At 67.9% G+C, this 22,019-nt stretch carries 19 protein-coding genes and 1 tRNA gene; 9 read left to right on the top strand and 11 right to left on the bottom strand.

Translation table 11 applies throughout. From position 1 onward, the window contains the following. Positions 1-17 precede the first annotated feature (17 nt). Positions 18-1,073, top strand: a complete 1,056-nt coding sequence (locus tag P3102_RS00265) for a patatin-like phospholipase family protein (protein WP_276365553.1) — start codon at positions 18-20, stop codon at positions 1,071-1,073. Between the two features lie 73 nt (positions 1,074-1,146). Here the strand turns inward: P3102_RS00265 and P3102_RS00260 are convergent, their stop codons facing one another. The 5 genes from P3102_RS00260 to P3102_RS00240 form a co-directional block, all read right to left on the bottom strand. Then, the gene (locus tag P3102_RS00260; RefSeq protein WP_276365551.1) at positions 1,147-1,749 is read right to left on the bottom strand and encodes a class F sortase; all 603 of its coding nucleotides are present in this window, start codon (positions 1,747-1,749) and stop codon (positions 1,147-1,149) included. Positions 1,750-1,752: 3 nt separating this feature from the next. Beyond that, positions 1,753-2,442: a hypothetical protein gene (locus P3102_RS00255; protein WP_276365550.1), complete on the bottom strand. Its 690-nt coding sequence runs from the start codon at positions 2,440-2,442 to the stop codon at positions 1,753-1,755. Positions 2,443-2,859: 417 nt separating this feature from the next. Further along, positions 2,860-3,192, bottom strand: coding sequence for a hypothetical protein (locus tag P3102_RS00250; RefSeq protein ID WP_276365548.1), 333 nt, complete (start codon positions 3,190-3,192; stop codon positions 2,860-2,862). Between the two features lie 18 nt (positions 3,193-3,210). Further along, a complete protein-coding gene (locus P3102_RS00245) occupies positions 3,211-4,251 on the bottom strand; it encodes a PLP-dependent transferase (protein WP_276365546.1) in 1,041 nt (346 codons plus the stop codon). Between the two features lie 24 nt (positions 4,252-4,275). Continuing rightward, a complete protein-coding gene (locus tag P3102_RS00240; protein ID WP_276365545.1) occupies positions 4,276-7,509 on the bottom strand; it encodes a penicillin acylase family protein in 3,234 nt (1,077 codons plus the stop codon). Between the two features lie 143 nt (positions 7,510-7,652). Between P3102_RS00240 and P3102_RS00235 the strand changes: the two genes are divergently transcribed. Then, a complete protein-coding gene (locus P3102_RS00235) occupies positions 7,653-8,027 on the top strand; it encodes an FKBP-type peptidyl-prolyl cis-trans isomerase (protein ID WP_276365543.1) in 375 nt (124 codons plus the stop codon). Positions 8,028-8,092: 65 nt separating this feature from the next. On the opposite strand, the gene P3102_RS00230 is transcribed toward P3102_RS00235, so the two are convergent. The 3 genes from P3102_RS00230 to P3102_RS00220 form a co-directional block, all read right to left on the bottom strand. Next, positions 8,093-9,136 (bottom strand): XRE family transcriptional regulator, encoded by a 1,044-nt coding sequence (locus P3102_RS00230; protein ID WP_276365542.1) that lies wholly within the window; start codon positions 9,134-9,136, stop codon positions 8,093-8,095. 47 nt (positions 9,137-9,183) lie between these two features. Next, entirely contained in the window at positions 9,184-9,729 is a 546-nt protein-coding gene (locus P3102_RS00225) for a hypothetical protein (RefSeq protein ID WP_276365540.1), read from the bottom strand. A gap of 224 nt (positions 9,730-9,953) precedes the next feature. After that, positions 9,954-10,036: transfer RNA gene (locus tag P3102_RS00220), tRNA-Leu, on the bottom strand. A 129-nt stretch (positions 10,037-10,165) separates the two neighbouring features. Here P3102_RS00220 and P3102_RS00215 point away from each other — a divergent pair. From P3102_RS00215 to pknB, 7 genes are all read left to right on the top strand, one after another. After that, positions 10,166-11,422, top strand: coding sequence for a DUF3662 and FHA domain-containing protein (locus tag P3102_RS00215; RefSeq protein WP_276365538.1), 1,257 nt, complete (start codon positions 10,166-10,168; stop codon positions 11,420-11,422). 161 nt (positions 11,423-11,583) lie between these two features. Further along, positions 11,584-12,051 (top strand): FHA domain-containing protein, encoded by a 468-nt coding sequence (locus P3102_RS00210; protein ID WP_276365536.1) that lies wholly within the window; start codon positions 11,584-11,586, stop codon positions 12,049-12,051. Beyond that, the gene (locus P3102_RS00205; protein ID WP_276365535.1) at positions 12,048-13,442 is read left to right on the top strand and encodes a PP2C family serine/threonine-protein phosphatase; all 1,395 of its coding nucleotides are present in this window, start codon (positions 12,048-12,050) and stop codon (positions 13,440-13,442) included. Before P3102_RS00210 ends, P3102_RS00205 begins: the two co-directional genes overlap by 4 nt. Next, positions 13,442-14,920 (top strand): FtsW/RodA/SpoVE family cell cycle protein, encoded by a 1,479-nt coding sequence (locus tag P3102_RS00200; RefSeq protein ID WP_276365533.1) that lies wholly within the window; start codon positions 13,442-13,444, stop codon positions 14,918-14,920. The genes P3102_RS00205 and P3102_RS00200 overlap by 1 nt, the downstream gene beginning before the upstream one ends. Continuing rightward, entirely contained in the window at positions 14,917-16,380 is a 1,464-nt protein-coding gene (locus tag P3102_RS00195; protein WP_276365532.1) for a penicillin-binding protein 2, read from the top strand. The genes P3102_RS00200 and P3102_RS00195 overlap by 4 nt, the downstream gene beginning before the upstream one ends. Positions 16,381-16,383: 3 nt before the next feature. Beyond that, positions 16,384-17,691: a protein kinase gene (locus P3102_RS00190; protein ID WP_276365530.1), complete on the top strand. Its 1,308-nt coding sequence runs from the start codon at positions 16,384-16,386 to the stop codon at positions 17,689-17,691. Next, positions 17,688-19,661: a Stk1 family PASTA domain-containing Ser/Thr kinase gene (pknB, locus tag P3102_RS00185; RefSeq protein WP_276371555.1), complete on the top strand. Its 1,974-nt coding sequence runs from the start codon at positions 17,688-17,690 to the stop codon at positions 19,659-19,661. Before P3102_RS00190 ends, pknB begins: the two co-directional genes overlap by 4 nt. Before the next feature lie 232 nt (positions 19,662-19,893). Here the strand turns inward: pknB and P3102_RS00180 are convergent, their stop codons facing one another. Genes P3102_RS00180 through P3102_RS00170 form a run of 3 tightly spaced genes read right to left on the bottom strand, consistent with a single transcriptional unit; the run spans position 19,894 to position 21,979 of the window. After that, on the bottom strand, positions 19,894-20,538 hold the full coding sequence (locus P3102_RS00180; RefSeq protein WP_276365529.1) for a hypothetical protein: 645 nt from the start codon (positions 20,536-20,538) through the stop codon (positions 19,894-19,896). Beyond that, a complete protein-coding gene (locus tag P3102_RS00175; RefSeq protein WP_276365527.1) occupies positions 20,526-21,338 on the bottom strand; it encodes an ABC transporter ATP-binding protein in 813 nt (270 codons plus the stop codon). Before P3102_RS00175 ends, P3102_RS00180 begins: the two co-directional genes overlap by 13 nt. Then, entirely contained in the window at positions 21,335-21,979 is a 645-nt protein-coding gene (locus P3102_RS00170; RefSeq protein WP_276365526.1) for an aminodeoxychorismate/anthranilate synthase component II, read from the bottom strand. The genes P3102_RS00175 and P3102_RS00170 overlap by 4 nt, the downstream gene beginning before the upstream one ends. Positions 21,980-22,019 lie beyond the last annotated feature (40 nt).

Genomic DNA, 22,019 nt, shown 5'->3' with positions numbered 1-22,019 from the left:
CCTCTACACTCGCTCAGGTGGGGGATACCGAAAAGCCTTCGACAACCCGCCGGGGTGTGGGCCTCGCGCTGTCCGGCGGCGGCTACCGCGCGATGCTGTTCCACACCGGGGCCCTGTGGCGGCTCAACGAACTCGGCTGGCTGTCGAAGCTCTCGACGGTTTCCAGCGTTTCGGGCGGCTCGATCGCCGCGGGTGTGCTCGCGCACGCTTGGCCGGACCTGGAGTTCGAGCACGGTGCCGCGAACAACTTCTACGACGAGGTCGTCGCGCCGGTGCGGAACCTCGCGCGCACCCGGCTCGACATCCCGGTCACCTTGCTGGCCATGGCGATCCCCTGGCGGAGCGCCGGTGAGGAGCTCGCACGGGTGTACGCGAAACACCTGTTCGGCGACTGCTGCCTGAAAGACATCGACCCCGGCGGCCCGCAGTTCGTCTTCACCGCGACGAACCTCCAGGACGGTGCCCTGTGGTGGTTCTTCCGGCAGAACGGGCCGCACGGGAACATCCCGCTCGCGACCGCGGTGGCCGCGTCTTCGGCGTTCCCGCCGATGCTTTCGCCCGTCGTGATCCAGGACCCGCATTCGGCCGACCGCAACCGCAAGATCGTGCTGAGCGACGCCGGCGTGTACGACAACCTCGGCCTGGACCCGGTCGAAGGGCACGCGACGGTGCTGGTCAGTGACGCGGGCAAGCGGATGAAGGTCATGCGGCGGGTCAACCGGGATTGGGGACGGCAGCTCCTGCGCGTCCTCGACGTGATCGACAACCAGGTGCGCGAGCTGCGGCGCGGCGCCCTGCTCAAGTCCTATGTGGAGAAGGATTTCCGCGGCGCCTACTGGGGGACATACGTCGACCTCGAGAACTTCGAGCTCGAGGATTCGCTCAACGCACCGGTGAATCTCACGCACAAGCTGGCGGAGACGCCGACGCGTCTGACCAAGCTGCCGAAAGTGCTGCAGGAGCGGTTGATCAACTGGGGTTACGCGGCCTGTGACGCCGGGATGCGGAAATGGGTCGACACTGAAGCGGCCGCTCCCGCCGGATTCCCGTTCCCGGCCGCCGGGCTGGGCTGAGCACGCCCGCCAGATGCGATGAAAGGCCCCTTCATCGCAAATTTTGCGATGAAGGGGCCTTTCATAGCGGTCGTCAGGCGACCAGGTTCGCGTAGACGATCACGTTGTCCTTGTAGCTGTGCTCTTCCTTGTCGAAGACACCGCCACAGGTGATCAGCCGCAGCTGCGGCTTGTCCGTGTTGCCGTAGACCGCGTCCTCGGGGAACTGGTCCTTGGGGACCTGGTCCTTCTTCTCGACCACGAACTTCAGGCTCTTGCCGTCGCTGCGGTCGACGAGGATCTCGTCACCCGGGTTGACGTCCTTCAGCTTGAAGAAGATGCCCGGCTGCTTGTTGCCGTCGACGTGGCCGAGCAGGATCGCCGGGCCGACGTCACCGGGCACCGGCGAAAGCTGGTACCAGGCGGCCTGCATCGGCTTCTTCGCCGAAGGGACGGCCATCTTGCCGTCCTTGTCGACCGCGACGGCGATCAGGTTCGACTCCGCGCCGATCTTGGGGATCTTCACGTTCGTCGGCCTGATGCCGCTGAACGGCTTCGTGACCGGGACGGTCGATTCCGCCGGGGCCTGCTGTGCCGCGGGCGCCGGGTCGTCGGAACCGCAACCGGTCAGTGCGAGGGAAAGGATCAGGGTGGCCGCGACCGCGCGGCCACCCCGCCTCAGGAACTTCGTCGACATCGATCAGGCCGCGGTGGCGCCGAAACCGGTCTCGATGCCGCCCTTGGGGGCGTACTTGACCTGCTTCTCCGGCTTGCCCGGAGTGGCCGCGCCGCCGCCGATGGGCGCCTCGAACTCGATGTCGCCCTTGCCCGGCTTGCCGGCACAGGTCCAGGTGAAGGTGCTGGAGTTGCCCTTGAAGGACTTCTTCACCTTCACGATGTAGACCCAGTAACGACCGTCGTCCTCGGCCTGGTTGCTGGCCACGGTGTCGAAGTCCGGCGCCGAAACGTTCGACGGCTCGCCCGACTGGCAGGCGATGACCAGCGCGCCGACCCCGTTCTCGCCGATGTAGCCCGCACCGACGTTGTCGACGTAGGGCTCCTCCGGCGGCGTGGTCGGCTTCTCCGACGTGGAGGTCGGCGACGGCTTGCCGGAAGTCGGCTTGCCGGTGCTGGTCGGCGTCGGCTCCTGCGAGGACGACGAGGCCGGGGCGCTCGACTCCGGCGAAGTCGTCGTCACCTTGCCACCCGACCACGAAGGCGAAGGCGGCGCGGTGGGCGTCTCGCTCGACGACGCGGGAGGCGTGGTGGTCGTTTCGGTCTGCGCCATCGCGACCGGCGTCACGGCCAGCGAGATGACACCGCCGGCCAGCACCGCGCCCGCGAGGCGACCCAACGTCTTCTTCAAAGTGATCTCCCAGTGGAAAAGCATCGCAACACAGGGTGACCCCCACCCCGTGGCCACCCGAAAGGAATCCCACGTTCGGGTGACAGCGTGATACTGCCGGAAGAGCGCTGGTGAGCCGTAGCGAATAGACCGTGACAAGAGCCACTGGGCAAACCGGTAACACGGGAATGTCCTCGCCCGATACAAGGGCCCGAAAGCCGATCGGTAACGGGAAAGCCTCGCTGCGACGGGGGAATGTTAACACCCGCAGGGCCGGATCGGCTGAGTCGCGGAAATATTTTCTCCTGGGCTGCCCACGCCACGAAAATGCCGTTTCTCCTGGGCGAAGCCACCTCATACAGTGACGAGGTTACCGACGAGTTCACACGTTCGGAGCATTCACTGGTGAAGAACTGACCGGTCGGAAGCGAAGGTCGGCGCCCGGCAACCCGAAGGTCACGATCAGAACACCAGGAACAGGGCCACGGCGAGGGAGGCCGCGCCGAGGAGGCCCGCGAAGAACAGCCAAGGCTTCGGCGACGTCCGGTTCCGCAGCGCCCGGCCGCCGCCCACGACCGCGATCAGGAGCCCGAGGCCGAACCCGATCGCGGGCAGGAAGGTGGCGAAGGTCCGGTTTTCGGCGTCACAGGCCCAGGTGCCCTCGCTCGGACAGGACGACGCCGCGAACTCGGCCAGCAACCCCGCCGCGACGATCGCGAGGAAGCCGAGCACCAGTAGCCAGAACAGGCCCCACAACAACTGACCGAGCCGCCTTGGCGGTTTCGTCTCCTCCACGCGGTCAAGGTTAAGGCGCTAGCCCAGTGCCGAGGCCAGATCCGTCCACAGATCTTCCGGATCTTCGAGCCCGACGCTGAACCGGACGAGCCCGGCGGGCACGTGGGCGTCACCCGCCAGCCAGGCCCGGCGCTCGACCAGGCTCTCCACCCCGCCGAGGCTGGTGGCCGCGCGGATCAGCCGCAGCGACCCGATGACCTTGTCCGCGGTCTCCGCGTCGGGGAGTTCGAACGCGATCATCGTGCCGGTGCCGGGATACCGCACCCGGGTGATCGCGGGGTGGTCGACCAGCCGCGCCGCCAGGAGCGCGGCCGTGCGCGTCTGCTCGGCCAGGCGGACCGGCAGGGTGCGCAGCCCGCGCAGGGCCAGCCACGCTTCGAGCGCTCCCGGCGTCGCGCCCATCCTGGTGCGCGCGTCGCGCAGGTCCTTCGCGACGCCTTCGTCGGCCGCGATGGTCAGGCCGAGCAGGAGATCGCTGTGGCCGCCGATGAGTTTCGTCGCGCTGTGCACGACGATGTCGGCGCCGAGGTCCAGCGGCCGCTGCCCGAGCGGGGTGGCGAACGTGTTGTCCACGGCGACCAGGCCGTTCGCGGCGGCGGCGATCGTCTCGATGTCGATGACGTCGAGCGTCGGGTTGGTCGGCGATTCGAGCCAGAGCAGGTCTGCGTCCGCGGCCTCGACCCAGGCGGCCGTGTCGTCCGGCGCGATCTCGGTCACCACCAGGCGGCCGGTGCGCTGCGCGTGGGCGAGCAGGCCACGTGATCCCGCGTAGGAGAACGTCGGGACGCAGACCTTCGCGCTGACCGGCAGGGTGTCGGTGACGGCGCTGAGCGTCGCGATCCCCGAGGCGAACGCGGTGGCGTGCCCGCCTTCGAGCGCGCCGATCGCGGCTTCGAGGGCCTCCCAGGTCGGGGTGCCGTTCTCCCGCGAATACGCGCGGTCGGCACCGGCGTCGAAGGTGCTCGCCGCGACGATCGGCACGTTCAGCGGTTCGCCGGGGCCCTCCGGTCGTCCGGCGGCGACGGCGAGGGTGCGGGGTGACCAGTCGTTCGTGTCCACCCCGCCACCGTAAACCGTCCCTCGCTAATGCGCGTACACCTCGAACTCGTAGAGGGAGTAGCCGTACTTCGTGCCGCGCTGGACACCGGCCATCCGGACGTGACGGGCGTCCACGGTTTCGAAGGCGATGTTGTCCCGCCCACCGTTTCCGTCCACTATGGACGCCACGTCGCGCCAGTTCGTCCCATCCGACGAAGTCTGCACCTGGTACGCCTTGCCGTACGCGGATTCCCAGTGCAGGACGACCCGGGAAACGCGCTGCACCGCCCCGAGGTCGACGGTGATCGACTGGTGGTCGCTCCAGCCGCTCGCCCAGCGCGTCGAGAGGTCGACGTCGATGGCGTGGGACGGCGGCGAGTCGTACCAGCCCGTTTCATGGCTGGTCGCGCTCACCGAGCGGCCGGCGGCGAGGTTGGTGATGTCGTCACCGCGTTTCGCCGGGAACTCCACGACCTGCTGGAACGTCGGCCGGTTCTGCGTGCTCATCTTGTCCTGCGTGATGCCGCCGAGCGCGCGGTGGATGATCGTGTCGGCGCACCACTGGTCGCCCGCGGCGCAGTCGCCGTCACCGGGGTACACGGTGTTGGCCGGCTGCACGGCCGCCTGGGTCAGCGAGTCGAGCAGCACCTGACGGCACGTGTCGACGTCGCCGCCACCGCAGTACTTCGCGGCGAGCGGACCGGCGACGTTCCGCCCGAGGACCGAGCGGATGTCCTTGTGCACGTAGCCCCACCAGCCGGACTGGTACGACGAACCGGCGTGCCCCTGGCCGACGTGCTTGCCGGGCACCTCGTTCTGCCAGCCGGAGGGCGACTCGTTGATCTTCAGCACGCCGACCATCGCGGCGTAGGCGGCGTCGCCCATACCGGGTTTGAACTGGGCATTCACCAGCAGCGGCCACCAGGCGTCCATGATGCGGATCGCGTCGGCGTTCGCGTATGCCTTGCTGCCGGGCGCGGTCTCCGAACGCAGGCCGCCCGCCGCGAGCCAGGTCTTCAGCTTCGCCACCGCGTCCGCGGCCGGGCCGGTCACCGGTGCCTTGTCGATCACCTTGAACAGTTCCGGCAGCACCTTCTCGGCGCGAAGGTCGGCCAGCGCCGCTTCTTCCATGGCCTGCGTGAGATTCACGCGCGTCACCTTGGTGCCGCTGGAGATCAGCTTCTTGACCCGCGCGTCGATCAGGTCGCCGCGGTGCACGGAACTCTTGTCCGCGCCGCTGGCCGCGTAGCCGTTCGCCTGCGCGTTGTTCCAGCTGATGTAGTAGTCCTGGTTGATCGACTGCGGATGCTGCGACGACGGTGTGTAGTTCGCGAGGTTTCCGTCGGGATTCCAGCCCTGCCAGTCGAATCCGGCGTCACCCTTCACCGGCATCGCCGGGTCGACGGTCGGATTGCGGACCGGGTTCGAGCCGGAATTGAAGTACGCGACGTCACGGGAGTCGGCGTAGAACCAGTTGTAGGTCTGGTTGACGTCGGCCGCCGCGGCCTGGAAGTCCTGCGCGGACTTGATCGCGTCCGGGTCGTTGAACTTCTGGAAACCGATGATGGTGTCGATCTCGTGCTGGAACGTCGACCGCAGCGACGCGTACGCGACCGGTTTGCCGCCGACCAGTGCCCGGCTCGTCACCGGCCCGTACTCGGTGCGGAAGCTGCGCAGCGTGTACGAACCCGCGGCGGTCCCGTCGGCGATGGTGGGCTTCCAGGCGTTCTTGCGTTCGACGATCTCGAACGGCAGGCACTGGCCGCGGAAGCGGTAGAAGTTCGAGTTCTTCGTCGGCGCGGAACCGTTCTGCTCGCACAGTTCGACGGCGTAGGTGTCGGTGATGTCCTGTGCGGCCGAGGTCGCGCTCCACGAGTAGTCCTTCCCGCGGCCTAGCAGCACGTACATGCTGACACCCGCGAACGAGGCGCCGCGTGCGCTGATGCCCGGGCCTTGGAGTTCTTGCAGCATCAGCAATTGCGGCGCGAAGTAGCCGGCCTGCGGGCCGAAGACGGCGACCGGGTGCCCGCTCGCGGTCTTGGCACCGGAGACCACCAGCGCGTTGGACATGCCGTGCTTCTCCGACAGCATGTTGCCGGGCAGGACGCCGTCGTCGAAGATGCCGCGGACGGCCTTCTGCTCCTCGGGCGCCGGAACGTCCACCTTGGCGGGTGTCGCCGTCCCGGCGGACCCGGTCGGGTCGAAGACCAGCTGCTGCCCGGTGACCGAACCCTTGTCCGGCATCGCGGCGCCCTGCGGGTTCGACGGCGCCTTGCCGTAGTCGAAAGTCTGTCCATTGTGGAGAGTCTTGACGGTCTCGGGGTCGTCCTCGGACCGGAGGCTCTTCCAGACCTTGTCGCCCTGTTCGAGGCCGTACTTTTCCTGCATCGCCAGCTTCGCGATGGCGTTCTGCACCTCGCCACCACCGCCCGCGCCGAATTGCGCACCGACGACGGCGGCCAGGACGACGAGGTCGGTCAGCTTGAACGGCTCGATGGTCCCCGCGTTCGTGATCGCGTCGACGTGCCCGGTGAGCACGTACTCGCCGGGGAAGTAGCGGCCGCCGTGCGCGTCGGCGATGTACTTGTTGACGCCTTGGACGTACGCCTCGGCGTCGGCCTTGCCTTGGGCGCCACGCGGGCCACTGGCCGCGACGTCGTCGATCTGCTTCTGCAGTTCCTGTTCGGTGTACGGCGCCGACGAGAAGAAACTCTGCTCGAGTTCGCGGTTGCCCTGGGCACCACCGGCGAACGAAGTCAGCTGACCGCGGCCGACCCGGCGCATGATGTCCATCAGCCACAGGCGATCCTGCGCGGCGGCGTACCCGGCGCCGTACATCGTGCCCGGCCGCGTGGTGCCGACGACGCGGGGAACGCCGGTCGCCTTGTCGCGGGTGATCGTCACGTCCGGACGCGGTTTGATCGTGCTCTCGACCTGACCGGACCGGACGCCGAAGGAGGCGTCGTTGAAGAACTGGTTGATCTTGTCCGTGGTCAGCGTCCGGTAGCCGTCGGCGAGCGAGGCGTATTTGCCGAGCTGATCGGCCGAATGCGCGGGGCGGGTGCCGAGTGCCTTGTGGGCCAGGATCTCGGCGAGCGTCGCGTTCCCCTTGGTGCCCGGCGGCAGGATGTCGGCACACTGACCGCCGCAATAGTCGTCGAGTGCCGCCGCGACCACGGAGTTTTGTGGTTCCGCCGCGTTCGCCTGCGGTGCCGGTACGATACCCGCCACCAGCGTCAGCCCCGCCAGCGTCGTCCAGACCCGTCTGCCTCGTCGCATGAAAGACCTCCGTCGTCGGAGAGTGACGTGGCGCACACTACCTACGGGTAGCCAAATTTGTGAAGAGTATTCGCGTTCTTCTCCCCGTTCGGCGGAACACTCCCGTCCTGCGAACCCCGGACCTGCGTATGTAGGTTGGGGGCATGTCTTCGCAGAAGCCTCAGATCGACCGCCCCGAGGGGCCCGCACCCTCCGAGCTGCAGACGACCGACATCTCCGTCGGCGACGGCCAGGAGGCCAAGGCCGGCGACAACGTCACGGTGCACTACGTCGGCGTCTCGCACTCGACCGGCGAACAGTTCGACGCGTCGTGGGACCGCGGCGAGCCGCTTCGCTTCGGCCTCGGCGCCGGTCAGGTCATCCCCGGCTGGGACCAGGGTGTCGCCGGGATGAAGGTCGGTGGCCGTCGCAAGCTGACCATCCCGCCGCACCTGGCCTACGGCGAACGCGGAGCCGGCGGCGTCATCAAGCCGAACGAGACCCTGATCTTCGTCGTCGACCTGGTCGGCGTGAACTGACCCGCTGTCCGACTGTGGGCCCTGGTGGACTCAGTTCGCCGGGGCCCACAGCGCACTGACCGGACTCACACGGCCTGCAATCGTCGCACTGGCCGCGCGAACGGGTTGTCCGCGGAGTCTTCCGAGAAGCCGGCCAACTCGGCGATCTCTCCGTCAGAGAGTCCTTTGGCTCGCAACGTATCGCCGATCGCGGTGATCAGTCGCGGAAGCTCGGGCGCCAAGAGATCACCGTCCGGTTCCGTCGTCTTCCATCCGCGAGCGTTCATCGACTTGTAGAAGCTCGTTCGATCTGTCGCCGAAACCTGCTTGAGGGAGTGAGCGCGCTCGAACAGCGCTTGCATCGAAACCCCCCAGACACGCTTCAGGTCACGTAAGTGCCCGAGCGTTACGGGGCGAAAATCAGGCTTGATCACGTGCGCGGGCATCAAGAACTCAGCCGCGAACTCGTTGGCTTCTCGTTCGGGATCTTCGGTCGCGATCCCGTTGTGGAGCACGAGATGACCGAGTTCGTGCGCCAAGGTCAGCCGTTTGCGATCGACCGGAGCGGCCGAGTTGACCAGCAGCACGGGGTGATCGCCGATCCACTGGGACAGCCCGTCGATACGGGAGGTGCCGAAGTCTTCTTCCAGGATCACGCAGCCGGCCGCCTCGAGCCACCGGACCAGATGCCGGACCGGCCCGACGGGCAGCCTCCATTGGGCACGCACCATCAGAGCGGCCTGTACCGGCGTCGTGTCGATGGGATCGAACGTGGGTACGAACTGCTCCGCCCTCATCGACACGTCCTCGAACAACACGGAGACATGCAGCCGGTATGCGTTCAATCGCGCTTCGAGCTTCCGCCACGCGGAAGCCTTGGTCGTTCGCTGACGCCTCATGTGCGCGTTCACGGCGAGCGCACCCCGGACGGCATGGTCCCGGGTCGAAAAGCGTTTCGATACCCCCAATGACCGCGCGAGCCTGTCCAGCACGTCGTCTTCAGGCATCCGTTGATCGTTCTCGTACCGGGACAGCGCTGCCTGCGTGATCTCGGCCTCGGCACACAGATCCGTTTGCGTCAGTCCGCGGGCGCGGCGAAGTGTTTCAAGCACATCGCCGATTCCGCTCACGTCGCTTCGTCCTCCTCGTCTCGGGCCAGGGCCTCGTACAAGTCGATCTACGGCAGCGACGGATCGACGGGAGTCCAGGTGATCGACGTACCGGCGGCTCCGGATGCCCCAGCATCCACCTCGACAGCCCAGATCGCATCTTCGTCCAACCCATCGCGCAGGGACACGATCGTGCTGCCGATCACACGCTCTTCGGGATTCCAGCGATAACCGAAGCCCAGGCGAACCTCTTCCAATCCTTCCAGAGCGTCGGATTGCGCCCAGAAGGCCAGGGCCGATTTCGTGGCGTACGACCTGACCCGGTCTCGGCCCGTGTGGCGCTTCACACGAGCGCGGTACCGAAGACCGACCTTGACTTCGCGAGTGACTCCTTGATCCAGCAGCCCGACCGAATCGACGTCGGTGAGCTGTCGGCGCAGGTGCGCCCACAGACGGTCGTGAATCCAGTTCGAAAGCCCGCGTTCCCTGCTGTCCGCGACCCAGCCGGGGAAGGCATCGCGATAGTCGGCCAAGTCGACCCTTGTGGCATTCGTGGCGTCGACCAGCGCACCGACGACCTTGTCGCCAAGGTCGTCCAGCACGTCCTCGACCATCGGGTAAGAAAACATACCGGCTGCGCACACGCGACTACCTGCACAAACGACTGAACGACACCCCCGGACCCGACTCACTCGGGCCAGGGCCGCCAGGCCCTAGGCCGCCCACCGCACCATCACGCACCGTGGAGGTCCGGGGGGCTCGGCCCCCCGAGTACTGACGAGCGAAGACCTGACGAAAGAGGCCCCCGTCGCGGTGCGAAGGGGGCCTCGAACAAGAGTGGGCGAGGAGGGAGTTGAACCCTCACGTCCTTTCGGACACACGGACCTGAACCGTGCGCGTCTGCCATTCCGCCACTCGCCCGAGTGCTTCGTTCTCTGACAGCTCGCAAAGCGTAGCAGGCTGATTTCACGGGTTTCACCGGGGGCCGTGTCCGACTGGCCGTACCCGGATAGGATCGACGGGGAAGCACACGTGTGAGGAGGATGCCCGGTGGGCCGCGTCGAACGCTTTGATAGGCGGCTCGAGAACCTCGTGGGCAATACCTTCGCGCGCATGTTCGGTGGCAATGTCGTCACGCAGGAAGTGGCGGTGGCGCTTGAGCGCGAGAGCGAGGAGAACGTTCGTGAGCTGGCCGGTGGTCGACAGCTCGCCCCCAACCACTACATCGTGTCGTTGGGGCAGGCTGATCACGAACGCATGGCCGGAGACGAGCGTCGGGTCACTTCGGTGTTGGCGGAGGCGGTCAAGGAACACCTCGCCGAGCACGGATGGGACACCTATGGTGACGTCGTAGTTTCGCTCGAGCGCAACGAGGCGCTGCATACTGGACAGTTCAAGACCCGTTCGTCCGTCGATCCCGACGTCAAGCCCCACGGCGCCGAAGGTTCGTCACGGTCGGCACGACCCAGCAACGCAGGAGACCCAGCAATGAGCCAGCCCCCCGGCTACGGCCAATACGACCAGGGTGACCCGTACGGCCAGCAGGGCCAGTACGGCTACGGACAGCAGGCTGGCCAGCAGCAGCCCGGGTACGACCAGGGTTATGGCGGCCAGCAGCAGGGCGGCTACGACCAGGGTTACGGCGGCGGCGCTCAGCAGCCCGGATACGACCAATACGGCGGCCAGCAGCAGCCCGGCGGCTACGACCAGGGCTATGGCGGCGCTCAGCAGCCTGGCTACGACCAGTACGGCGGCCAGCAGCAGCCGGGTTACGACCAGGGCTATGGCGGCGGCGCCGCGCAGCAGCCGGGTTACGACCAGTACGGCGGCCAGCAGCAGCCCGGGTACGACCAGGGTTACGGCGGCGGCGCCGCGCAGCCCGGGTACGACCAGTACGGCGGCCAGCAGCAGGCCGGCTACGACCAGTACGGCGGCGGCCAGCAGCAGTACGGCCAGCCCGCGGCGGATCCGTACGCGCAGGGTGGCGGCTACGGCGGCCAGCCCGCGGCCGGCCGTCAGCTCGCGGCAAGCCTCCAGCTGGACGACGGATCGAACCGCTCGTATTCCCTGAAGCAGGGCGGAAACGTCGTGGGCCGTGGCCAGGACGCCGATTTCCGGCTCCCGGACACCGGTGTCTCGCGTCGTCACCTGGAGATCACCTGGGACGGCCAGAGCGCGACACTCGCGGACATCGGTTCGACCAACGGCACGACCGTCAACGGCACCCCGGTGCAGACCTGGCAGCTGGCCGACGGCGACGTGATCCGCGTGGGCCACTCGTCTCTCGTGTTCCGTACGCAGGGCTGACCGGCGGCCTCCGGAGGGGGTGTCGCAGAATTGCGGTGGGCGGACCTGTGGTGGATCGGCACCTCGGGTCGTACGCGGAGGGCAGCACTGTCCGGAGCCGACCATCCCGGACGGCACGGGCTCTCCGCGGCGTACAGGAGAAACGGGAGCGGACACAACAAGTGCCAGAGCTGGTCGTTCAACTCACCAGGGTGGGCTTTCTCGTGCTGCTCTGGCTCTTCGTGTTCGCCGCGTTGCGTGTCGTCCGTTCGGATCTGTACGCGGCCTCCGGCCTGCGTGTCGCCGTCCCGACGTTCGGCCGCAAGAAGAAGGAACCCAAGAAGCCGCGCGGCGGGAAGTCGCCGCAGCAGCTGCTCGTGACCCACGGTGCGCTGGCAGGCACCAGGATCGCTTTGGACGGCAGGCCGATCCTGATCGGCCGTGCCGACGACTCGACCCTGGTGCTGGACGACGACTACGCGTCGACCCGGCACGCCCGGATCGCCCTGCGCGGGGAGGATTGGTACGTGGAAGATCTGGGCTCGACGAACGGGACGTACCTTGACCGGGCTAAGGTCACGGCACCCCTCCGGGTCCCGCTCGGAGTCCCCATCCGGATCGGCAAAACGGTGATCGAGCTTCGCCCATGACTCTCGTCCTCCGCTACGCGGCTCGCAGCGACCGGGGCCTGGTGCGTTCCAGCAACCAGGACTCCGTGTACGCCGGTCCCCGCCTGCTCGCCCTCGCCGACGGCATGGGTGGGCACGCCGCGGGTGAGGTGGCCAGCAAGGTCGTCATCGCCTCCCTCGCGCCCCTCGACGACGACGATCCCAGCGACGACCTTCTCGCTCAGCTGCGTGAGGCCGTCCAGAACGGCAACGCCGCCATCGCCGAGCTCGTCCAGCAGGACCCGGACCTCGACGGGATGGGCACGACCCTGACCGCCGTGCTGTTCGCCGGTTCGCGGATGGGTGTCGTGCACGTCGGCGACTCGCGGGCGTATCTGATGCGCGGCGGACAGTTCTCGCAGATCACCCGCGACGACAGTTTCGTCAACGAACTTCTCGAACAGGGCCGGATCACGCCGGAAGAGGCCGCGGTGCACCCGCAGCGGTCGCTGCTGCTGAAGGCGCTCACCGGCCACGAGGTCGAGCCGAGCCTGACCGTGCGCGAGGCCCGCGCCGGTGACCGTTATCTGATCTGCTCGGACGGTCTGTCCGGCATGGTCAGCGACGAGACGCTGTCCGAGGCGATCCAGATCCCGGATCCGCAGGCCTGCGCGGACCGGATGATCGAGCTGGCACTCAAGGGCGGCGGCACGGACAACGTCACGGTGATCATCGCCGACGTCGTCGACGTCGACTTCGGTGAGGACGCGCCCATCGTGGGCGGCGCCGCCGGTGACGGCAGTGACGAATTCCATCAGGGCGACTCCCCCGCCGCCCGCGCCCGCGCGCTGACCCAGCCCGCGCCGCAACCGCGGCCGGAGGTCCAGCCCCAGCAGGAGGACCCGAAGGTCAAGCGCCGGAGGCGATTTCGCTGGCTGGCGGGAGCAGTGGTCGTCCTGATCGTGCTGGCCGCGGCGGCGATCGCCACGCGGTATTTCGTGCTGAGCCAGTACTACGTCGGCGAGGGACCCGGTGAGGAGGTCGTGATCTTCCGCGGCGTCCCGGGCAGCATCCTCGGCATCGACCTGCACGCCTACGAGCAGGGCTCGTGCCCGCCGGGCGGGCTGTGCACCGACAAGCTGCTGGTGCCCGCCCTGCAGGAGGACGCGCGCATCGCGGTGAAGAACGGCGTCAAGAAGGACAACCTCGACGACGCCCGCAAGTACATCGACGACTTCCTGCGGCCGCACAAGCAGCTGGCCGACTGCAAGCAGACCAGCTCGACTTCCACGCCGCCCACCACGCCGTCGTCGCCTCCGGTGTCGTCGTCGGCGGCAGCCCCTTCTACCCCCGCCTCGCCGAGTTCGGCGAACCAGCCAGCGGGGAGGGACTGCTCGACGCCGACCACGGCAGCACCAGGGGGCGGTAACTGATGAGCACGCCGCTCGCCGATCCGGCTTCGGCCCAGTTCGCCACGAACCCTCCGCGCGAGCTGCCAAAGCGGCGCGGGACCGAGCTCGTCCTCCTGGCGTTCGCGACGTTCATCGTCACCGTCGCCCTCGTGCTGGTGGAGGCGAACCAGGAGCAGGAGCTCACCAGCTCGATCATCTGGCTGGGCCTGTCGTATCTCGGGGTGCTGACGGCGGCGCATCTGGCGGTCCGCCGCTGGGCGCCGTACGCGGACCCGGTGATCCTGCCGTGTGTCGCGTTGCTGAACGGGCTCGGCCTGGTGATGATCCACCGGATCGACCTGGCGCTCGCGGAACGCGCGGTCCAGCAGGGCAAGGAGTACACGCCGGACGTCACCAAGCAGGTGCTGTTCACGGCGATCTCGCTGGTGCTGTTCGTGGTGGTGCTGGTCGTGATCAGCGATCACCGCACGCTGACCCGTTACGGCTACATCTGCGGTCTGGTCGGCATCGTGGCGCTCGCGCTGCCCGCGGTGCTGCCGTCGAGCCTGTCCGAGGTCAACGGCGCGAAGGTCTGGATCAAGCTGCCGTTCTTCTCGATCCAGCCCGGCGAGTTCGCGAAGATCCTGCTGATGATCTTCTTCGCCTCGTTCCTGGTGACGAAACGCGACCTGTTCATGGTCGCGGGCAAGCGGATCGTCGGCGTCGAGCTGCCGCGTGCCCGTGACCTCGGCCCGATCCTCATCGCGGCCGCCGCCTGCCTCGGCGTGCTGGTGTTCGAGAAGGACCTCGGGACGTCGCTGCTGTTCTTCGGCGTCACGCTGGTGATGCTGTACGTCGCCACCGAACGGGTCATCTGGGTCGTGCTGGGCGTCGGCTTCTTCGCCGCCGGCGCGATCATCGCCTACAACCTGTTCACCCACGTCCAGCAGCGCGTCCGGAACTGGATCGACCCGCTGGCCACCTACGACGACCCCGGCGGCGGTTACCAGGTCGCGCAGGGGCTGTTCGGGCTGGGGACCGGCGGGGTCGGCGGCACCGGCCTCGGCGCCGGACGGCCGGACATGGTCCCCGAGGCCAAGACGGACTTCATCACCACCGCGATCGGCGAGGAACTCGGGCTGATCGGTCTCGCCGCGATGCTGATGCTGTACCTGATCCTGGCGATGCGCGGGATGCGCAGCGCCCTCGCCGTGCGCGACACCTTCGGCAAACTTCTCGGCGGCGGTCTGTCGTTCGCCCTGGTGATGCAGATCTTCGTCGTCGTCGGCGGCGTCACGAACCTGATCCCGAACACCGGGATCACCGCCCCTTTCCTCTCCCGCGGTGGTTCTTCACTGCTCGCGAACTACATCCTGGTGGCCCTCCTGCTCCGCATCTCCGACGCCGCCCGCAAACCCGCCGTGCGGCCGAAGCCGCAGCAGCCGCAGGCGCCGCTCGCCGAAGCGCACACGGTGATGGTCCAGCGGCCGCCCGCGACCGGTGAGGGGAGCCCCTCGTGAACACCCCGCTCCGCAAGGTCGGTCTCGCCATGCTGGTCATGGTGGTGCTCCTGATGGCCAACGCCACCTACATCCAGGTGGTCAAGGCCGACGACTACCGCACGGACTCGCGCAACGTACGCGTGCTCTACGACGAGTACTCCCGCCAGCGAGGGCTGATCGTGACGCCCGACGGCGCCGCGCTCGCGAAGGTCGACCCGTCGAACGACAAGTACAAGTTCATCCGGACCTACGCCGACGGCCCGATGTACGCGCCGGTCACCGGCTACTACTCGATCAACTACGGCTCGGGCGGCCTGGAGCGGTCCGAGGACGACGTCCTCAACGGGTCCGACCCGCGGCTGTTCGTGCGGCGCCTTTCGGACATGGTCACCGGCCGCGACCCGCGCGGCGGGAACGTGCGGCTGACGATCAACCCGGCCGTGCAGAAGGCCGCGTACGACCTGATGACGCAGAAGGGCTACACCGGCTCGGTGGTCGCGATGGAGCCTAAGACCGGGCGCATCCTCGCCATGGTGTCGACGCCGTCGTTCGACCCGAACAAGCTGGCCTCGCACACCACCAAGGAGCAGGTCGCGGCCTGGTCGCAGTGGCGCGACGATCCGAAGAAGCCGATGCTCAACCGCGCGATCTCGGAGACGTACCCGCCGGGTTCGACTGCCAAGCTGCTGGTGACCGCGGCCGCGCTCGAAAACGGCAAGACCGCGGACATGCCGGTCAGCACCGCGCCCAACGTCAAGCTGCCGGGCACGCAGACGACGCTGGAGAACTACGGTGGCGCGCCCTGCAAGGGCAGCACGTTGAAGGAAGCGCTGCGGTACTCCTGCAACGTGCCCTTCGCCGAACTCGCGGGCGAGCTCGGCAAGGACAAGCTGAACGCGACGGCGAAGAACTTCGGCGTCGGCGAGGACCTGGCCGTGCCGATGCGGGTCGCCGGCTCGTCCCTCGGCCCGCTCGAATCGAAGGCGGCCCTGTTCCAGAGCGCCATCGGCCAGCGCGACGTGCGGCTGACGCCCCTGCAGGACTGCCTGCTCTCGGCGACCATCGCGAACAACGGGATGGCGATGAAGCCGCAGCTCGTGCAGTCGCTGCTGGCGCCGAACCTGTCGACCATCGAGGACTACACCCCGGCCGAACTGACCGGTGACGCCGCGTTGTCCAGTACGAACGCCGCGCTCCTGCGCGACATGATGCTGGCGTCGGAAGAGAACACGAAGGGCGCCGGCAAACGCGGCGACATCCAGATCGCCTCCAAGACCGGCACCGCCGAGCACGGCAACGACCCGAAGAGCACCCCGCCGCACGCCTGGTACACCGGGTTCGCGCCGGCGATGGATCCGAAGATCGCCGTCTCGGTGATCGTCGAGTCCGGGGGTAACCGAGGGCTCGAGGCGACCGGTGGCACCGTGGCCGCGGAGATCGGCCGCGCCGCCGTCAACGCCATGCTCGGGGGTGGATGACGGATGCTGTCCTCGGGTCAGCTGCTGGCCGACAGGTACAAGCTGACGAACCGGATCGCCGTCGGCGGGATGGGCGAGGTCTGGCAGGCCAGTGACACGCGGCTGGACCGGACGGTCGCGGTCAAGATCCTCAAGGCGGAGCTGTCCGGCGACGCGGAGTTCCTGCACCGGTTCCGGACCGAGGCGCGGATGACGGCGTCGCTGAACCACCCCGGGATCGCCGCCGTGCACGACTACGGCGAGACGGTCGCGGACGAGCTGTCGATCGCGTATCTGGTGATGGAGATGGTCGAAGGCGATCCGCTGGCCGCGATCATCACCCGCGAAGGGCGCCTGAACGCCGAGCGCACTTTGGACATCCTCGAACAGGCCGGTAACGCGCTGCAGGCCGCGCACGAAACGGGTCTTGTGCACCGTGACGTGAAACCGGGCAACATCATGGTCACCCCGGCCGGGCAGGTGAAGATCACCGACTTCGGGGTCGCGAAGGCCGCCGACGCCGCACCGGTGACCAGATCCGGCATGGTCATGGGCACCGCGCACTACATCGCCCCCGAGCAGGCGCTCGGGCACAACGCCGAACCGGCGAGCGACGTCTACTCGCTGGCCGTCTGCGGTTACGAATGCCTCACCGGGCACCGGCCGTTCCTTTCGGAGAACGCGGTGACCGTCGCGATGATGCACATCCGCGACCTCCCGCCGCCGCTGCCGCCGGACGTTCCCCTGGGCGCCCGCGCGGTCATCGAGGCGACCCTGATCAAGGATCCGAGGCAGCGGTACAACAGCGGCGGCGAGTTCGCGGCCGCGGTGGCCGCCGTCCGCGCCGGGCTTCCGCTGCCGACGCCGTCGGGGCTGGTCAACGTGGCCTACTCGGCAGGCCAGCCGGTGCTGCCGCAGCAGGTTCCGCCCGGCCCGCATTCGCCGCCGAATCCGCTGGCGGCGGTCGGACCGGCGTCGCCTCCCGCGATGCACCCGGTCACCGGCCCGCCGCCGATGGCGGTCCGCCGCCTGCCCGGCAGACGGACGCAGTGGGGTTGGTGGGTGCTGCTCGCGGTGATCCTGATCGCAGTACTGGTGGCAGGAGCCTTCCTCATCGTGAGACTGGTCGGTTCGGGCAACGGACCGCAGTCGGGCGGCGTGGACACGAGTGAACAAGCACCGGCTCCGGGTAAGAAGTCTGAAGGTCCTTCGCCGACATCCGCGTACCCGGCGGTGCCGATGGAGGGCGGCACCGAGGAGCCGGCCGGACAGGCGAATCCAGGAATGATGAGCAGCAAACCTTGGACGGAATGGAACGGCACGCAGAGATGAGCACACCAAGACTGCTCAGCAACCGCTACGAGCTGGGCGAAACGCTCGGCTACGGAGGCATGTCCGAGGTCCACCACGGCCACGACGTGCGCCTGGGCCGGGAGGTGGCGATCAAGATCCTGCGTGCCGACCTGGCGCGGGATCCCCAGTTCCAAGAACGTTTCCGTCGCGAGGCACAGAACGCGGCGGCACTGAACCACCCGGCGATCGTCGCCGTCTACGACACCGGCGAGACGAACACCGAGTTCGGCCCACTGCCCTACATCGTCATGGAGTACGTCGAAGGACGGACTCTGCGGGACATCGTGAAGACCGAAGGCCCGATGTCGCAGAAGCGGGCGATGGAGGTCATGGCCGACGTCTGCGCGGCGTTGGACTTCTCGCACCGGCACGGCATCGTGCACCGCGACGTAAAACCGGCGAACGTGATGATCACGAAGAACGGCGCCGTCAAGGTGATGGACTTCGGCATCGCGCGCGCCATGCACGACGGGCAGTCCGCGATGACGCAGACCGCCGCGGTGATCGGCACGGCGCAGTACCTCTCGCCGGAGCAGGCGCGCGGTGAGTCCGTCGACGCGCGTTCCGACGTCTACGCCGCCGGCTGTGTGCTGTACGAACTCATCACGGGCGAGCCGCCCTTCACCGGCGATTCCCCCGTGGCGGTGGCGTACCAGCACGTCCGGGAAGACCCGAACCCGCCGTCGTCGGTGAACCCGGCCGTGGCGCCCGAGCTCGACGCCGTCGTGCTCAAGGCGCTCGCGAAGGGTCCGGCGAACCGCTACCAGTCGTCGGCGGAGATGCGTTCGGATCTGGTCCGCACGCTGTCCGGCCAGCGGCCGTCCGCGCCGATGGTGATGTCGGAGGACGAGCGCACCCAGGTCATGGACTCCGACCGCCGGGCGCCGCAGCGCTACGACCAGTACGAGGACGAAGAGGAAGACCCGGCCGCGAAGAAGAAGCGCCGTGCCTGGCTCATCGCCGGTCTCGTGGTCTCGCTGGCGGCGGTGGTGCTGCTGATCATGTGGCTGTCCAACGCGTTCAACGGCTCCGACACGGAGAGCAAGGCGATCCCCAAGGTGGTGAGCCAATCCGAGGCCTCGGCGAAGGACACGCTCCGCAGCGTGGGGTTCAACTCGTTCGAGCCAACCAAGAAGATCGTCTGCACCGGCGAGGCCGTGAACGGCCAGCTCTCCTGCGACGAGAACCAGATCGACAAGGTCATCGCGATCAGCCCGGCCGAGGGCCAGGTGACGCCCACCTCGGACAAGATCACGCTGACCGTCGGCGCGAAGCCGGGCAAGGTCAAGACTCCGGACCTCAAGGGCAAGAGCGTGGCCGAGGCCACGACGGCGCTGACCGAAGCCGGTCTGAAGCTCGGTACGACCAACGAGGAAGAGACCGAAGACACGAACCAGGTCGGCAAGGTCATCTCGCAGAACCCGGCTTCGCAGGCCGAGGTCGACCAGAGCTCGAAGGTCGACATCACGGTCGGCAAGTCCAAGGAACTGAAGACGGTCCCGAACTACAAGGGCAAGACGCAGACCGAGGCCGAAGCCGGGTTGAAGGCGGCCGGGTTCACCCCGTCGGTCACCAACGTGGACTCCGAACAGCCCAAGGGCACGGTGATCGACCAGACCCCGAACGGCGGCAAGCTCGCCGTCGGCAGTGTGGTCAAGCTGTCCGTGTCGAACGGCAGCCAGGAGACCTTCGACATGCCGAACCTGAAGGGCATGACCGAGGAGCAGGCGAAGCGGCAGTTGCAGCAGCTGGGCTGGAACGGCCAGTTGGACTCGCAGGCCGACAAGAACGGTGATCGGGACCTCGCGGGCAAGGTCAGCAAGACCAATCCGCAGGCCGGTGCGAAGATCGCGAAGAACGCGCCGATCACGCTGTTCGTCGTCGAAAACGACGAGACGCCGACGTCGAGTTCACGCAGTGGCCTCCCGGGTCTGCCGGGTAACGGCTAGCCGCAGTGAGCTGAACGGCCCCGCACGGTTTCCGTGCGGGGCCTTTTCCTATCACGAAACCGGGTCGCTACTTCTCGAGCATGGTCCGGCAGATCACTCAACGCGAGCTGTGCGACGACACACCGAACATCATGCGTGCCGTCGAAGAAGGCGACAGCTTCGTCCTCACGCGCAACGGCACGCCTGGTGAGGGTCACGAGCCTGGCATACCGGGCCGCGAACCGTTCGGGTGTCAGGCGTTGCGGCGCAGCAGATATCCGACGGCCGTCGCGCTCAGCAGCAAGGTGGCGATCGCCGCCACCGCCGCCACCATGAACGGGACGGCCAGTGGCAGTTGCGAGGTCAGGGCACGCAGCAGCGGGTTGGCCAGCGGCAGCCACTTGACCAGGAGCACGGCCGCGAGCGCGAAGACCGCCGCCAGCACGGACCAGCCGACGCGCGGCACCAGCAGCCGCGAACAGGGCAGGCCGATCGCGATCCCGAACAGCGCGCACAACGCGTGCGCCGCGGCGCCGAGGGCGAGAGTGCCGATCGGGAAACCGCCGGACCGGAGGCCCGACCACGCCAGCGTCACGACGATCAGCACGGCGGCGCAACCGAGGACGGCCAGCGTCGCTCCGGCGAGGACCGATCGCCAGCGTCGTGCGTGGCTGAAGGTGACGAGCCGCTGGACCGGGTCTTCGACGTCGAGCATCGCGATGGTCAGCCAGCACGAGACCACCAGGAGCGAACCCGCGCTGATCCCGTACTGCGGCAGCAGCGGCGACTTCGGATCCGTGTAGAGCACCGTGTTGACCGCCAGGTAGGCGAGGATCGCGGGAAGATAGCGCTGGGAATGGCCGAGCAGCGCGAGGTAGTAGCGGGTCATCGCGAGCACGGCGCCACCTCCTGTACCGAGAAGCCGCGGTTGAGCGCGTGCAGCAGGACGGCGTCCGTGTGTCCCGCTTCGACCGTCAGGACGACCTTCTCGCCCTCGGTCTCGGCCTGGCTGACGCCGGGTTCCGCGGACCAGTCGCCACCGGGTCCGTGCAGGACGATCCTCGTCGCGCTGGCGGCTTTCGTTCCCCTTTCCACGCGGGTCAGCAGGCCGTCGTCCATCCGGTGGACGTCGTCGGCGTGAGCGTGCACGACGGCCGCGCGGTGGTCGGTGAAGACCACGCTCGCGCCCCGCGCCTTGGTCTCGGCGACGATTTCGCCGAGCACCGCATGGGCTTCGACGTCGAGGCCGGACCAGGGCTCGTCGAGGATCAGCAATTCCGGCTCGGCCAGGACGGCCTGGGCGAGGCCGACCTTCTGGGCGTTGCCCTTCGACAGGGTCCGCAACGGCGCGTCCGGTCCGCCGACCAGCGCCATCCGGTCCAGCAGCGGGTCGATCACCGACAAGTCGGCAAGTCCGTCGATGCGGGCCATGTGCCGCAGGTACGCCCTGGCGCTCATCCGCTGGCCCGCCGGGAACCGGTCGGGCAGGTAGCCGACGCGCGGGCTGCCCACGACGGCACCCGAGGTCTGCCGGGAAAGGGCCGCGAGGATCCTGAGCAGCGTCGACTTTCCCGAACCGTTCGAGCCGAGAACTCCGACGACGCGGCCCGCCGGAACGTCGAGATCGACGTCGACGAGCACGGGTTCACCGCGGCCGTAGCGCTTCCCGACTCGTTCGAGCCGGATCAGCGAGGTCACGCAGCAGCGGCCTTCTGGAGCGCACGGGTCGCCTGTTCGAGTTCGTCGACCGTGACTTCGGGGACCGGGTGGCCGGCGGACGCCATCCAGTTCGCCAGCATCCGATGCCCGCCCTGGGTGAGGACGGACTCGGGGTGGAACTGGACGCCTTCGAGCGGCAGCTCGCGGTGCCGCATGCCCATCACGACACCGGACTCCGTGCGGCCTGTGATCTCGAACACGGCGTCGTCGATGGTTTCGGGCAAAACGGTCAGCGAGTGGTACCGCGTGGCGGTGAATTCCGCAGGGAGTCCGGCCAACACCCCTTCGCCCGAATGGTGGACCTGACTGGTCTTGCCGTGCAGTAGTTCCGGGGCGCGATCGACGGTGGCGCCGAAGACCACACCAAGGGCCTGGTGGCCGAGGCAGACGCCGAGCATCGGGATGCGCCGCTCGGCGCATTCGCGGATGACGTCCATGCTCTGACCTGCCCGTTCGGGGGTGCCCGGGCCAGGAGAGACGAGCACCGCGTCGAACTCGCCGAGCTTGTCGACGTCCACCACGTCGTTGCGCCAGACGGTGCAGTCGGCGCCGAGCTGGGCCAGGTACTGGACCAGGTTGTAGACAAAACTGTCGTAGTTGTCGACGACGAGCACGCGCATGAAGCCAGCTTACCGGCTCCCACCAGATGGACCGTACGCC

Origin of the sequence: Amycolatopsis sp. QT-25, assembly GCF_029369745.1 — a bacterium.
In the GTDB taxonomy this organism is placed as follows: Bacteria; Actinomycetota; Actinomycetes; order Mycobacteriales; family Pseudonocardiaceae; genus Amycolatopsis.
This window is presented reverse-complemented; position numbering and strand designations above follow the sequence as displayed.